The 12,644-nt window shown below is 63.8% G+C and carries 9 protein-coding genes; 3 read left to right on the top strand and 6 right to left on the bottom strand.

From position 1 onward, the window contains the following. Window positions 1-93: 93 nt before the first annotated feature. The 6 genes from FJ940_RS10105 to FJ940_RS10080 all read right to left on the bottom strand — a co-directional run bounded on the left by FJ940_RS10105 (window position 94) and on the right by FJ940_RS10080 (window position 8,223). Window positions 94-1,269, bottom strand: a complete 1,176-nt coding sequence (locus tag FJ940_RS10105; protein ID WP_140501562.1) for an MFS transporter — start codon at window positions 1,267-1,269, stop codon at window positions 94-96. Window positions 1,270-1,292: 23 nt separating this feature from the next. Further along, complete coding sequence (locus tag FJ940_RS10100) at window positions 1,293-2,033, bottom strand: NUDIX domain-containing protein (RefSeq protein WP_140656406.1); 741 nt, start codon at window positions 2,031-2,033, stop codon at window positions 1,293-1,295. A gap of 73 nt (window positions 2,034-2,106) precedes the next feature. Further along, a complete protein-coding gene (locus FJ940_RS10095; RefSeq protein WP_140525403.1) occupies window positions 2,107-2,553 on the bottom strand; it encodes a DUF983 domain-containing protein in 447 nt (148 codons plus the stop codon). Next, the gene (gene rnr, locus FJ940_RS10090; protein ID WP_140656403.1) at window positions 2,553-4,871 is read right to left on the bottom strand and encodes a ribonuclease R; all 2,319 of its coding nucleotides are present in this window, start codon (window positions 4,869-4,871) and stop codon (window positions 2,553-2,555) included. Before rnr ends, FJ940_RS10095 begins: the two co-directional genes overlap by 1 nt. A gap of 6 nt (window positions 4,872-4,877) precedes the next feature. Beyond that, the gene (gene topA, locus FJ940_RS10085) at window positions 4,878-7,499 is read right to left on the bottom strand and encodes a type I DNA topoisomerase (protein ID WP_140518283.1); all 2,622 of its coding nucleotides are present in this window, start codon (window positions 7,497-7,499) and stop codon (window positions 4,878-4,880) included. Window positions 7,500-7,845: 346 nt separating this feature from the next. Next, window positions 7,846-8,223, bottom strand: coding sequence for a hypothetical protein (locus FJ940_RS10080; RefSeq protein ID WP_140525400.1), 378 nt, complete (start codon window positions 8,221-8,223; stop codon window positions 7,846-7,848). Between the two features lie 156 nt (window positions 8,224-8,379). On the opposite strand from FJ940_RS10080, the gene FJ940_RS10075 reads away from it, so the two are divergent. From FJ940_RS10075 to glmS, 3 genes are all read left to right on the top strand, one after another. Next, complete coding sequence (locus FJ940_RS10075; RefSeq protein ID WP_140498969.1) at window positions 8,380-9,126, top strand: cytochrome c biogenesis CcdA family protein; 747 nt, start codon at window positions 8,380-8,382, stop codon at window positions 9,124-9,126. Window positions 9,127-9,283: 157 nt separating this feature from the next. Further along, window positions 9,284-10,642 carry a bifunctional UDP-N-acetylglucosamine diphosphorylase/glucosamine-1-phosphate N-acetyltransferase GlmU gene (gene glmU / locus FJ940_RS10070; protein WP_140525399.1) on the top strand — a complete coding sequence of 453 codons (1,359 nt, stop codon included), beginning with the start codon at window positions 9,284-9,286 and terminating at the stop codon, window positions 10,640-10,642. 174 nt (window positions 10,643-10,816) lie between these two features. Beyond that, complete coding sequence (gene glmS, locus FJ940_RS10065) at window positions 10,817-12,640, top strand: glutamine--fructose-6-phosphate transaminase (isomerizing) (protein ID WP_140498965.1); 1,824 nt, start codon at window positions 10,817-10,819, stop codon at window positions 12,638-12,640. Window positions 12,641-12,644: the final 4 nt, after the last annotated feature.

The following is a 12,644-nucleotide window of genomic DNA, read 5'->3' as shown; positions in this document are numbered from 1 at the left end:
CACGGTTCTGTCAGCAGCCAGTCATCCGGGGTGGCCAGTTATGGGCCAGCCGGTAGTGGGCGATCGTGAATTTCGGTTTGCGCCGGTGGCGCCTTACAGGATCTTGCGGACCAGCCTGACGCTGGCAAGAACCATGTAGGCGGCGAAGAACAGGCCGAGCGACCAGCCGAAGCCAGAAGGGCCGAACGCATCCATGCCGATGCCTATCGCCTGCGGGCCCAGCACCATGCCGACACCATAGCACAGCACGAAGGCGGCATTGGCCGAAGCCAGTTCATGGCCCGAAAGCTGCGAGCCGAGATGGGCGAGGCCGATCGTGTACATGGCCGCGACCACGCCGCCCCAGACGAACAGGAGGCCCGCCATCAGGTGCCAGTTGCCGGCCAGATGCGGCATGAAGATCGTGCCGGCGAGGCCGACAGTGGCGCAGGCCAGAAGCAGATAGCGGCGGTCCGAGACGCGATCGCTGATCATGCCGATCGGGATCTGCAAGAGCACGTTGCCGAGGCCGATCATGGTGAGCAGCAAGGCTGCGTCGGCTTCGGAATAGCCGATGCGGTTGCCATAGACCGGAAACAGGGCGAAACCGCCGGTTTCGACAGCGCCGAACACCAGAACGGCGGCGGTCGCGGTCGGCACCAGCCAGATGTAGCGCAGGAAATTGCTGGTTTCGCCGTCGGATACGATCGTCGGGCTCTCGTTGCGCGCCGCCAGCACCGGGATCGCGGCCAGCGCCACCAATGCGATGATGACTCCGAACGGCCTGAAGCCGGAGCTGCCGAGATGGGCGAACAGCCACGGCCCCGCGGCAAAGCCGAGCGACAGCACGGTGGCGTAGATGCCGAGCACAAGACCTCGCCGATGCGGCGGCGCCGAGGTGCTGATCCAGAACTCCGACAGGATGAACAGCACCGTCAGCGCGATGTGCAGCACGACGCGCAGCGGAAACCACATCCAGAAATCGGGTGCGAAGTGGAAGCCGACGAAGGCCAGCGCACCGGCGGCAATCATGGCGATCATCGTCCAGGCAACGCCGAAGCGCATGGCGAGCGGCGTGGCCAGAGGGGCGCCGGCGATCGAGGCCAGGCCGGCGACTGCCGTGTTGAGGCCGATCATCGAGGCCGAATGCCCACGCGTTTCCAGGATGACGCTGAGCAGCGGCATGCCCAAGCCTATGGCAATGCCGACGACGCTGATCGACGAGATCGCCGCCACCATCGGCAGCCAGTGTACGCGCTCGTCGCCCTTTGGTTGGGTATCGACCGTCATGTTATGTCTGAATACTCGATGTTCTACAGAATTTCGCGGGTGAAGCGGTTGCGGACAAGCCGGTAGAAGGGCACGGGACCGCCCGGACGCAACAGCGGATCATGGGCGAGGCGGCTTTCCAGCTCGTCCAGGATCATCCGGGTGATGTCGGGAATGTCGGCTTCCCTGGCCTTGGCAAGCGGCAGCCAGACCAGCTCCTCGAGTTCGTTGGTCGGACCGCCGCCCGTCAGTTCGACGGCGACATCATCGCGCCAGGCGCAGAAGAAGCGGGTGTCGAAGCGGCGCACCCGGTTGGGCGGCGTGATGGCGCGCGCAATGAAGCGCAGCATGTCCAGGGCAGGTTGCACCCCATGTTCGGCAAAGCCTTGCCAATCAGACCTTGTCGTGGCGAAGGCGCCTTTGCGACCAATCAGCAGCCCGGCTTCCTCATAGGTCTCGCGGATGGCCGACAAGGCGATGGCGCGGGCACGCGCCTCGCTCGTGCGCCCGGGGCCGGCGATGAGCTTTGCTTCCTGCTCGGGATGCAGCGCGGTGGCGGTGGGGATGCGGCTGTCCGCCGGGTCGGTACGGCCGCCGGGAAAAACGAACTTGCCTGGCATGAAGGCGTGACGGGCATGACGGCGACCCATCAGGACCCGCAAGTCGTTGGCCTTGCCGTCGAGCAGGATCAGGGTCGCGGCATCGCGTGGACGAATCGCCCGGCCGCCATGCGTGGCCAGACCCTTGTCGATCCTGTCGACGTCCGCCTTGGTCATTCCTTCCATGCGCAGGACCTAGCGGAAACGTCTTGCATGCGAAAGTAGCCTTGACGGTTGGCATGTTGCGCCAGCCAGCACCTCAGGCACCGGGATGGGGTTCGGCCACGTCGTGTTCGCCAGCAAAACCGTGCATATAGAATGCCCATTGCAATCCGATGACGGCACCTTTCACCGGCTGCAGTAGGGCAACCGACAGCAGGATCGTCAAGGGTACCCAGATGGCGATGTGCTGCCAGGTGGAAAGGGTCGACGTCGCCTCCACGCCCATGAAGGCGCCGAGCACGATGTGGCCGACGATGACGATGACCAGATAGGCGGGCAGATCGTCCGCGCGGTGATGGTGTATCTCCTCGCCGCAGACGCTGCATGTCTCGACGGTCTTGGTGAAGCCGCGAAACAGCTTGCCTTCGCCGCAATGCGGGCAGCGGCCGAGCATGCCGCGCTTCATCGCCGTCCACAGCGGACGCGCGACCCGGCCCGAGTGATGTTCACCGCCGAAAACCTGTTCTTCCGTGCCTCTTGCCATCATCGTCTCCTGCCACGCGAGCCTGGGCGCGATTGTGACGCACGGGCGCGGCCCTTTGCCTTGTGAAACGACCTGACGGAGCCAGGCAGGGGCTTCGGGTCGGTCAACATCTCAAAGCGCATCGCGCCGGCCATCGGCGCCACTTCGACGAGACGGACCTCGACACGGTCCGCCAGCTGATAACCCTTGCCCGAGCGTTCTCCGTAGAGCGAGCGGGCCGTTTCGTCATATATATAGTAATCGCCGCCCAGAGTTGACACAGGGATGAAACCATCCGCGCCATACTGCGGCAATTGGACAAATAGTCCCGATTTGGTGACACCCGAAATGCGGGCGTCGAAACGGTCGTCGATGCGCTCGGCGAGATAAGCGGCGATCAGCCGGTCGACCGTGTCGCGTTCGGCCGCCATTGCACGGCGTTCTGTGCCGGAAATCAGCACCGAAACATCCTCGAGCCGCGCTTCCTCCTCCTGCGTCAGGCCCCCTGGGCCGAGGCCGAGTGCGGCGATAAGCCCGCGGTGCACGATGAGGTCGGCGTAACGGCGGATCGGCGAGGTGAAATGCGCGTAACGGTTCAGGTTGAGGCCGAAATGGCCGATGTTCTTGGGTGAATATTCGGCCTGGCTCTGCGAGCGCAGCACCACCTCGTTGACCAGACCTTCATTGTCGGCGCCGCGCACGCGCTCGAGAATGCCGTTGAACTGGGCGGGCCGCATCTGCGCACCGCGCGCCAGCGACAGGCCCAGGGTTTGCAGAAATTCGCGCAGCGATTCCTGCTTGGCCAGCGAGGGCGCGTCGTGGGTGCGGTACACCAGCGCCTGCTTCTTCGCCTCGAGTGTCTCGGCGGCGGCGACATTGGCCTGGATCATGAATTCTTCGATGAGCTTATGGGCATCGAGCCGCTCCGGCACGACGACGCGATCGACAGTGCCGTCGGGCTTCAGCAGGATCTTGCGCTCGGGCAGGTCGAGTTCGAGCGGCTGGCGGCCATCGCGTCCGCGCTTGAGGACCGCATAGGCATCCCATAGCGGCTTCAGCACCGCGTCGAGGATCGGCCCGGTCTTGTCGTCCGGCACGCCGTCGATCGCCGCCTGCGCCTGTGGGTAGGCGAGCTTGGCCGCCGACTTCATCATGACGCGATGGAAGGAATGCCTGATCTTGCGCCCGTCCGCCGAGAAGGTCATGCGCACGGCCAGTGCCGGGCGATCCTGGCCTTCGCGCAGCGAGCAGAGATCGTTGGAGATGCGCTCGGGCAGCATCGGCACGACGCGATCCGGGAAATAGACCGAGTTGCCGCGCTTCAGCGCTTCACGGTCGAGTGGAGTGCCGTAGCGGACGTAAGCAGCCACGTCGGCGATGGCGACCGTGATGACCACGCCGCCGGGGTTCTTCTCATCGAGATCGGGCGTAGCGAACACCGCGTCGTCGTGGTCCTTGGCGTCGGCCGGGTCGATGGTGACCAGCGGCAGTTCGCGCCAGTCCTCGCGGTTGGCCATCGTCGCAGGCTTGACGGCTTCGGCTTCGGCGATAACGTCGGCCGGGAAGACATGCGGAATGTCATGTGCGTGGATGGCGATCATCGAGACCGCCTTTTCGCTGGTCAGCGAGCCCAGCACGTTGAGCACTTTTGCTCTCGGCAAGCCATAGCGCGAGGCCCGGGCGGGCTCGACCTCGACGAGATCGCCGTTCTTGGCTCCGTTCTGGAATTCCTTGTCGACGATCAGTTCGGATTGCCGGCGCTCCACCGGCTCGATGCGGAAGCTGCCGTCCTGAAGCACCCGAAAGACGCCGAGAACGGCATCCGTGCGCTTCTCGAATATCTTCATCACCCGCCCTGTGTAGGCCGGGCCGCCCAAGGCGACATTCGTGTCGTCGGCGGGAAAGGTCTTGGCCAGCACGCGATCGCCAATGCCAGGCGCCGGTCCGCCGCCACTGCGCGACAGGCGGATGGAAACGATGGGGGGCGGTCCATTGGCGGTGTGTTCGGTGGGACGCGCCAGCAGCACGCCGTCGGCGTCGCGGTCGAAAATGTCGAGCACTGTGACATGGGGCAGGGCGCCAACGCGGGCCAGGCGCTTACGCTCCTTGGTCAGGACGCCTTCGTCCTGCAGGTCGCGCAGGAGATCCTTCAGCCAAATGCGGTCCGGGCCGCGCAGCGCGAACGCCTTGGCGATGTCGCGTTTTCCAGCGCGATCCGGATTTTCGGCGATGTAGCGCAGGATTTCGTCACGCGAGGGCCTGTAATCGCCCTTGACCTTGGCCGTTGTGTCGGCGGTGCGCGGGTCGCCGTGGGTTGTTGCGGAGATCCTGCGCGCCACGCCGTTCTATCCCTTTTTCCTGGCGGCAGGCTTCTTGGCCGCCGTCTTCTTGGTAGCGGGCGCCTTGGCCGCCGCCGCTTTGCGGAAAGGCTTCTTGCCGCCGCCGCCCTTGGCTTCCTTCTCGGCGATCAGCGCCAGCGCATCCTCCATCGTCACCGATTGCGGATCCTTGCCCTTGGGCAGCGTGGCATTGACCTTGCCGAAATTGACGTAAGGCCCGTACTTGCCGTCGCGCACGACGATCTTGCCGCCGCCGTCGGGATGATCGCCAAGCTCCTTGAGGGCTGCCGCAGTGCCGCCATTGCGGCCGCCCTTGCCCTTCAACTGCTTCTCGGCGATTACCGAAACAGCGCGGTTGAGCCCGATCGAGAATACATCCTCGATGCTGTCGAGATTGGCGTAGGTGCCGTCATGCAGCACGAAAGGCCCGTAGCGGCCAAGCCCGGCCGAGATCATCTTGCCGGTTTCCGGATGCTTGCCGACATCGCGCGGCAGGGAAAGCAGGGCAAGCGCCTTCTCATGGTCGATCGAATCGGGCGTCCAGCCCTTGGGCAAGCTGGAACGCTTGGCTTCCTTGCCGTCGCCGCGCTGGATATAGGGACCGAAGCGGCCGCTGCGCAGCGTGATCTCCTCAGCCGTGTAGGGATCCTTGCCGAGCACTTTGGTGCCGTCTTCGCCGCCGCCATTCTCGCCATTGGGGTTGGCGGCGTCGCCGAGCTGACGGGTGAAGGAGCATTCGGGATAGTTCGAGCAGCCGACGAAGGCGCCGAACTTGCCGAGCTTGAGCGACAAATTGCCGGTGCCGCATTTGGGGCAGATGCGCGGATTGGAGCCGTCCTCCCGGGCAGGGAAAACCAGCGGCGCCAGTTCCTCGTTCAGCGCATCGAGCACGTCGGTGACGCGCAGTTCCTTGATGTCGGCCACGGCGCCGGAAAAATCCTTCCAGAAATCGCGCAGGACGTCCTTCCAGGCGAGCTTGCCGTCGGAGATCTCGTCGAGCTTTTCCTCGAGCGATGCGGTAAAGTCATATTCGACATAACGCTCGAAGAAGCTTTCCAGGAAGGCCGACAGCAGCCGGCCCTTTGCCTGCGGCACAAGCCGGCGCTTGTCGATGGTGACATAGTCGCGGTCCTCGAGCGTCTTCAGGATCGCCGTGTAGGTCGACGGCCGGCCGATGCCGAGCTCCTCCAGCTTCTTGATCAGCGAAGCTTCGGAATAGCGCGGCGGCGGTTCGGTCGTGTGCTGGGTGGCGTTGATCGCTTGGCGGGCAAGCTGCTCGCCGGCGCGGATTTCGGGCAGGCGGCGGTTTTCCTCGTCCTCGGAATCGTCGTCCTTCTGATCGGTATAGGCGGCGATGAAACCGTCGAAGCGCACGACCGAACCGACGGCGCGCAACTCGGCCGTGCGAGCACCGTTGACCGCCTCGATCTCGACCGTGGTGCGTTCGATCTCCGCCGGCTGCATCTGGCTGGCGATGGCGCGCTTCCAGATCAATTCGTAGAGCCGCATCTGGTCGGCATCGAGATATTGCCTAACCGATGCCGGCGTGCGCATGAAGTCGGTCGGGCGGATCGCTTCGTGCGCTTCCTGGGCGTTCTTGGCCTTGGTCGTGTACAGGCGCGGCTTTTCCGGCAGGTATTTCGGGCCGAATTCCTTGGCGATGGCATCGCGTGCGGCCGAGATCGCCTCGGGCGCCATCTGCACGCCGTCGGTTCGCATATAGGTGATCAGGCCGGTGGTTTCGCCGCCGATCTCCATTCCTTCATAGAGGCGCTGCGCCACCTGCATCGTGCGGTTGGCCGAAAAGCCGAGGCCCGACGAGGCGGCCTGCTGCAATGTCGAGGTGGTGAAGGGCGGGCCCGGATTGCGCTTGGTGGGTTTTGCTTCGACGGACAGCGCCTTGAAGGCCGCGCCCTCGAGCATGGCCTTGATGTCGTCGGCCTGCGCCTTGTTGGCGATGTCGAGCTTCTGCAACTTCTTGCGCTCGAAAGCGGTCAGGCGCGCCTCGAAGTTCTCGTTGCGCGGCGTGCCGAGGATGGCAGCGATCTGCCAGTATTCCTCGCGGATGAAGCGTTCGATCTCGGATTCGCGGTCGCAGACCAGCCGCAAGGCGACCGACTGCACGCGGCCGGCGGAACGGGCTCCGGGGAGCTTGCGCCACAGTACCGGCGAAAGAGTGAAGCCGACGAGATAGTCGAGCGCCCGGCGGGCGAGATAGGCGTCGACCAGCGGCGCATCGATCTGGCGCGGATTGGCCATCGCCTCGAGCACCGAGCTCTTGGTGATGGCGTTGAAGACGACGCGGCTGACCGGCTTGTCCTTCAGCGCGCGCTTCTGCCGCAAGACTTCCAGAACGTGCCAGGAAATGGCCTCGCCCTCGCGGTCCGGGTCGGTGGCGAGGATCAGGCCGTCGGCGTCCTTGACCGCCTTGGCGATGTCGGCGAGGCGCTTGCCGGATGCCGTGTCGACCGCCCAAGACATGGCGAAATCCTCGTCCGGTCGCACCGAGCCGTCCTTGGCCGGCAAATCACGGACATGGCCGAACGAGGCCAGAACCTTGTAGTTCTTGCCGAGGTATTTGTTGATTGTCTTCGCCTTGGCCGGCGATTCGACGACGACGACGTCCATGAGGGCTCATATCAGCTGTGATGCGGCAGAAGAATTCCGCTGCGCGCGACGAAATCTCGGTTCTGTTCGTCGCTCACATGGCCGCGCTTTTGCATCCGGTCAAGGGGAAGCGGCCAAATTGCAAGAGTGCCGGCAGCAATACACTCTAAGAGTGTATGGAGAAGATCACATTGTTGAGGGCTAACTAAAACAAATGGCTGGAGCGGTGAGGAGCGGCTCAAATTGGCGCCGATGAGGTCGCCGGCGACCCTGTGGACCGAGTCAAATGCCGCGCCAGCGCGTCTGATGCGGACTGCCAGGCGTTGAAGGCACGCCCGGCAGCAACGTCGAAGTTAAGGTGGCAGCCTTAGTCGGCCTTGACGATATGCCAGACGCCGCCGACGCCATCACCCGACACATCGCCGGCCTTCTTGTCCTTGATGAATGTGTAGACGGGCTTGCCGTCATAGGCCCACATCTTGGTGCCGTCGGTACGGTCGACGACGGTCCATTCATCGTCCGCTTTGGCGCCGGCCTCGGCCTTCAGCGGCGGCCAGTTTGTGGCGCATTTGTCATAGCAGTTGGTCTTGCCCTTCTCGTCCTTGTCATAGGTATAGAGCGTCATGCCGTTGGCATCGGTGTAGATCTTGGTGCCGCCGACCTCGGCCTCCTTCCAGGCCTCTGCTGCGAAAGACGCGGCGGTGCTGAGCAAAAGCGCGGCCAACCCTAGTGTCACGGTTTTCATCGAAATCTCCCTGCTGATCCGAGGATGCGCGGCAATCGCGGCCTCGCTCGATCAACGCGCAGGTACCGACGTTTATTCCCGGGCATGCCAACACAATGGTGATTGGCAGAGGGGCCCGGGCGTCGCTATATCGGCCCGTAAAGTCGGAGTTCTGGAATGGCACTCGATATAGGCTATGTCAGCGCGGTCGGGGCAGGGGCGATCTCGTTCCTGTCGCCTTGCGTGCTGCCGCTGGTGCCGCCCTATCTCTGCTACATGGCCGGCGTGTCGGTCGACGATTTTCGCGGCAATGCCGGGGCAGCCGCGAAAGCCGGCGCCCGCACCGCGCTGCTTTATTCCTCGATTGCCTTCGTGCTCGGCTTCTCGACCGTGTTCGTCGCGCTGGGCGCCGGCGCCTCGAGCATCGGCCGCCTCCTGCGCGTCTGGCAGGAGCCGCTGGCAATGGGCGCCGGCGTGCTGATCATCCTGATGGGGCTGAATTTCCTCGGCATCCTGCGCATTCCGCTTTTGTCGCGCGAGGCGCGCTTCCAGTCGCAGGGCAAACCGGCAAGCGCGGTTGCGGCCTATGTCATGGGACTGGCCTTCGCCTTCGGCTGGACGCCGTGCATCGGCCCGGTGCTGGGGCCGATCCTGACGCTGGCCGGCGGCCGCGAGACAGTGGGCGAAGGCGCATTGCTGCTCGCCGCCTATTCGCTCGGCCTCGGCATCCCATTCCTGATCGCGGCACTGTTTTCCGGCGCCTTCATGCGTTTCCTCGGCAAATTCCGCGTCCATCTCGGCCGCGTCGAGAAGGCGATCGGCGCATTGCTTGTCGTCGCCGGCGTGTTTTTCCTCACCGGCGGGGTGCAGGCCGTGTCGTATTGGCTGCTGGAGAATTTTCCGCTGCTGGGCCGGCTGGGATAAGGCTGTCGGTATCGGGTGCGCACAAGATTGAACCTGTGACCCGCTGATTAAGAGTCGGCTGCTCACCATCTCACCGGAATTTAACCGCATTGGTGCAGCATGGCGCCCACTGCTAGCATGATTTGATTCCCAACGCTTTTCCTATGGTTGTCCTTCCATGAACCAGAGAACATGCCTATCCGTCATCCTCGCCGCCGGCGAAGGCACGCGCATGAAGAGCGCGCTGCCCAAGGTGCTGCACCAGATCGCCGGGCTGCCGATGGTCGCGCATGTGGTCAAGGCGGCCGAGGCAGCGGGCGCCGGCGATCTTGCGCTGGTGATCGGCCACGGCGCCGAGGAGATGCGCAAGGCGGCGCAGAAATTCGCGCCGAAGGCAGAGGCTTTCGTGCAGGAAAAGCGCCTCGGCACCGCGCATGCGGTGCTTGCCGCGCGCGCTGCTATATCAAAAGGTTACGACGATATCCTCGTCATGTTCGGCGATACGCCGCTGATCGATCCGGACGCCCTCACGGCCGCGCGCCTGAAGCTGGCGCAAGGTGCTGCCGTCGTGGTCATCGGCTTCCGCACGGCGAACCCCACCGGCTATGGCCGCCTGATCGAAAAAGGTGGCAAGTTCGTCGCCATCCGCGAGGAAAAGGACTGCTCCGACGAGGAGAAGAAGATCACCTTCTGCAATGGCGGGCTGATGGCGATTGCCGGCAGCCAGGCGCTGAAACTGCTCGATGCCGTCGGCAACAAGAACGCCAAGGGCGAATACTATCTCACCGATATCGTCGAGCTTGCCAGCAACCAGGGCCTCGATGTCGTCGCCACCGAAGCCAGCTTCGAGAATGCGCTCGGCATCAACAACCGCGCCGAGCTGGCGCAGGCCGAAGGCATCTGGCAGGCACGCCGCCGGCAGGAAGCGATGCTTTCGGGCGTGACGCTGATCGCACCAGAAACGGTGTATTTCTCGCACGACACCGAGATCGGCGCCGATACTATTGTCGAGCCGAACGTCTGGTTCGGGCCCGGTGTGAAGATTGCAGGCGGCGCCAGGATTCACGCCTTCAGCCATATCGAAGGCGCCATCGTCGCCGCTCATTGCGATGTCGGCCCCTTCGCGCGGCTGCGGCCGGGCGCCGATCTCAAACAGAAAGCCAAGGTCGGCAATTTCTGCGAGGTCAAGCAGGCCGTCATCGAGGAGGGCGCCAAGGTCAACCATTTGACCTATATCGGCGACGCGCGGGTGGGCGCCGGGGCCAACATCGGCGCCGGCACGATCACCTGCAATTATGACGGCTATCTGAAGCACTTCACCGATATCGGCGAGGGCGCCTTTGTCGGATCGAATTCCTCGCTTGTCGCGCCGGTCACCATTGGCAAGGGCGGCTATATCGCCTCGGGCAGCGTCATCACCGAAAGCGTGCCCGACGATGCGCTGGCCTTCGGGCGTGCCCGCCAGAAGACGATCCCCGGCAAAGGCAAGGAATTGCGCGAGCGCTTCGCGTCGGCCGCGGTTGCCAAAAAGAGGTAAAACCGGTCTTCAAAAACTGAACGATTGCAGTAACTGGATTGCAAGTGCGCTGTGTCATGATGCATGCGTACGAGACTGTTCCCATTACACGGAACGAAACGCAAAGTAACTTTCGCGAGAGCCCGGCAATCCGTAGATAGCGCCGGGTTCTGCCGGGGATTGGGGACTGTCTGCATGTGCGGTATCGTTGGAATTGTCGGCCATTCGCAGGTTGCGCCGCTCATCGTCGATGCGCTGAAGCGGCTTGAATATCGAGGCTACGATTCGGCCGGCGTCGCCACCATAGAGAAGGGGGCGCTTGGCCGCCGCCGCGCCGAAGGCAAGCTGGTCAATCTCGAACGCCGGCTGAAGGACGAGCCGCTCGACGGCACGATCGGCATCGGTCACACCCGCTGGGCCACGCATGGCGTGCCGAACGAGACCAACGCGCACCCGCATTTCTCCAATGGCGTCGCCATCGTCCACAACGGCATCATCGAGAATTTCGCCGAGCTGCGCGACGAACTGATCCGCGACGGCTATTCCTTCTCGTCGCAGACCGACACCGAGGTCGTCGCGCATCTGGTGGCGCGGGAAGTCGCGAAAGGCTTGAAGCCGGTCGATGCCGCGCACAAGGCGCTCAAGCGGCTGGAAGGCGCCTTTGCGCTGGCGATCATGTTCACGGGCGACGAGGACCTCATCGTTGGCGCTCGCAACGGCCCACCGCTGGCGGTCGGCCATGGCGACGGCGAGATGTTCCTGGGCTCCGACGCCATCGCGCTTGCCCCGTTCACCAATTCGATCACCTATCTGGAAGACGGCGACTGGGCGGTGGTGCGCCGCAGCGGTGTCGCCATCTTCGACATTGACGGCGAAAAGGTCGACCGCAAGCGCCAGCAGTCGCTCTCGACCAGCTTCATGGTCGACAAGGGCAATCGCCGCCACTTCATGGAGAAGGAAATCCATGAGCAGCCGGAGGTGATCTCGCACACGCTGGCGCATTATGTCGATTTTGTTTCCGGCGTCTCCAAGCCGCTCGACCTGCCGTTCGACTTTGCTACGATTAACCGGCTGGCGATTTCGGCCTGCGGTACCGCCTATCTCGCCGGGCTGATCAGCAAATACTGGTTCGAGCGCTACGCTCGGCTCCCGGTCGACATCGATGTCGCCTCTGAATTTCGCTACCGCGAAATGCCGCTGTCGAAGAACGACGCCGCCTTCTTCATCTCGCAATCGGGCGAGACCGCCGACACGCTGGCCTCGCTGCGCTATTGCCGCAAGGCCGGCATGAAGATCGGCGCCGTCGTCAACGTGCGGGAATCGACCATGGCGCGCGAATCCGACGTCATCTTGCCGACGCTGGCCGGGCCGGAGATCGGTGTCGCCTCGACCAAGGCCTTCACCTGCCAGTTGTCGGTGCTGGCTTCGCTCGCCGTCCGGGCAGGCGTGGCGCGCGGCACGATTTCGCGGGACGAGGAAAAGTCGCTGGTGCGGGCGCTTTCCGAGGCGCCGCGCTATGCCAACCAGGTGCTCAAGCTCGAAGAGCAGATCGAACGGATCGCGCGGGAACTGTCGCGCTACAAGGACGTGCTCTATCTCGGACGCGACACCAATTTCCCGCTCGCCATGGAAGGCGCGCTGAAGCTCAAGGAGATCTCCTACATCCACGCCGAAGGCTATGCCGCGGGCGAGTTGAAGCACGGGCCGATCGCGCTTATCGACGAGAACATGCCGGTCATCGTCATCGCGCCGCATGACCGCATCTTCGAGAAGACTGTGTCCAACATGCAGGAGGTGGCGGCGCGCGGCGGCAAGATCATCCTGATCACCGACGCCAAGGGCGCCGCGCAGGCGAGCGTGAAGACGATGGAGACGATCATCCTTCCGGACGTGCCGGAAATCATCTCGCCGATCATCTACGCGCTGCCGATCCAGATGCTGGCCTATTTCGCCGCCGTTTTCATGGGCACCGATGTCGACCAGCCGCGCAATCTGGCGAAATCGGTGACGGTGGAGTAGGCGT

The sequence above is a fragment of the Mesorhizobium sp. B2-3-7 genome (assembly GCF_006442695.1).
Lineage (GTDB): Bacteria > Pseudomonadota > Alphaproteobacteria > Rhizobiales > Rhizobiaceae > Mesorhizobium.
Note: the sequence above shows the minus strand (reverse complement) of the source record. Positions and strands in the feature narration are given on the sequence as shown.

Coding starts and splice junctions, on each gene's coding strand:
- topA (WP_140518283.1), bottom strand. CDS start 7,499: ATGGACGTCGTCGTCGTCGAATCGCCGGCCAAGGCGAAGACAATCAAC.
- glmS (WP_140498965.1), top strand. CDS start 10,817: ATGTGCGGTATCGTTGGAATTGTCGGCCATTCGCAGGTTGCGCCGCTC.
- FJ940_RS10100 (WP_140656406.1), bottom strand. CDS start 2,033: ATGGAAGGAATGACCAAGGCGGACGTCGACAGGATCGACAAGGGTCTG.
- FJ940_RS10075 (WP_140498969.1), top strand. CDS start 8,380: ATGGCACTCGATATAGGCTATGTCAGCGCGGTCGGGGCAGGGGCGATC.
- FJ940_RS10095 (WP_140525403.1), bottom strand. CDS start 2,553: ATGGCAAGAGGCACGGAAGAACAGGTTTTCGGCGGTGAACATCACTCG.
- FJ940_RS10105 (WP_140501562.1), bottom strand. CDS start 1,269: ATGACGGTCGATACCCAACCAAAGGGCGACGAGCGCGTACACTGGCTG.
- FJ940_RS10080 (WP_140525400.1), bottom strand. CDS start 8,223: ATGAAAACCGTGACACTAGGGTTGGCCGCGCTTTTGCTCAGCACCGCC.
- glmU (WP_140525399.1), top strand. CDS start 9,284: ATGAACCAGAGAACATGCCTATCCGTCATCCTCGCCGCCGGCGAAGGC.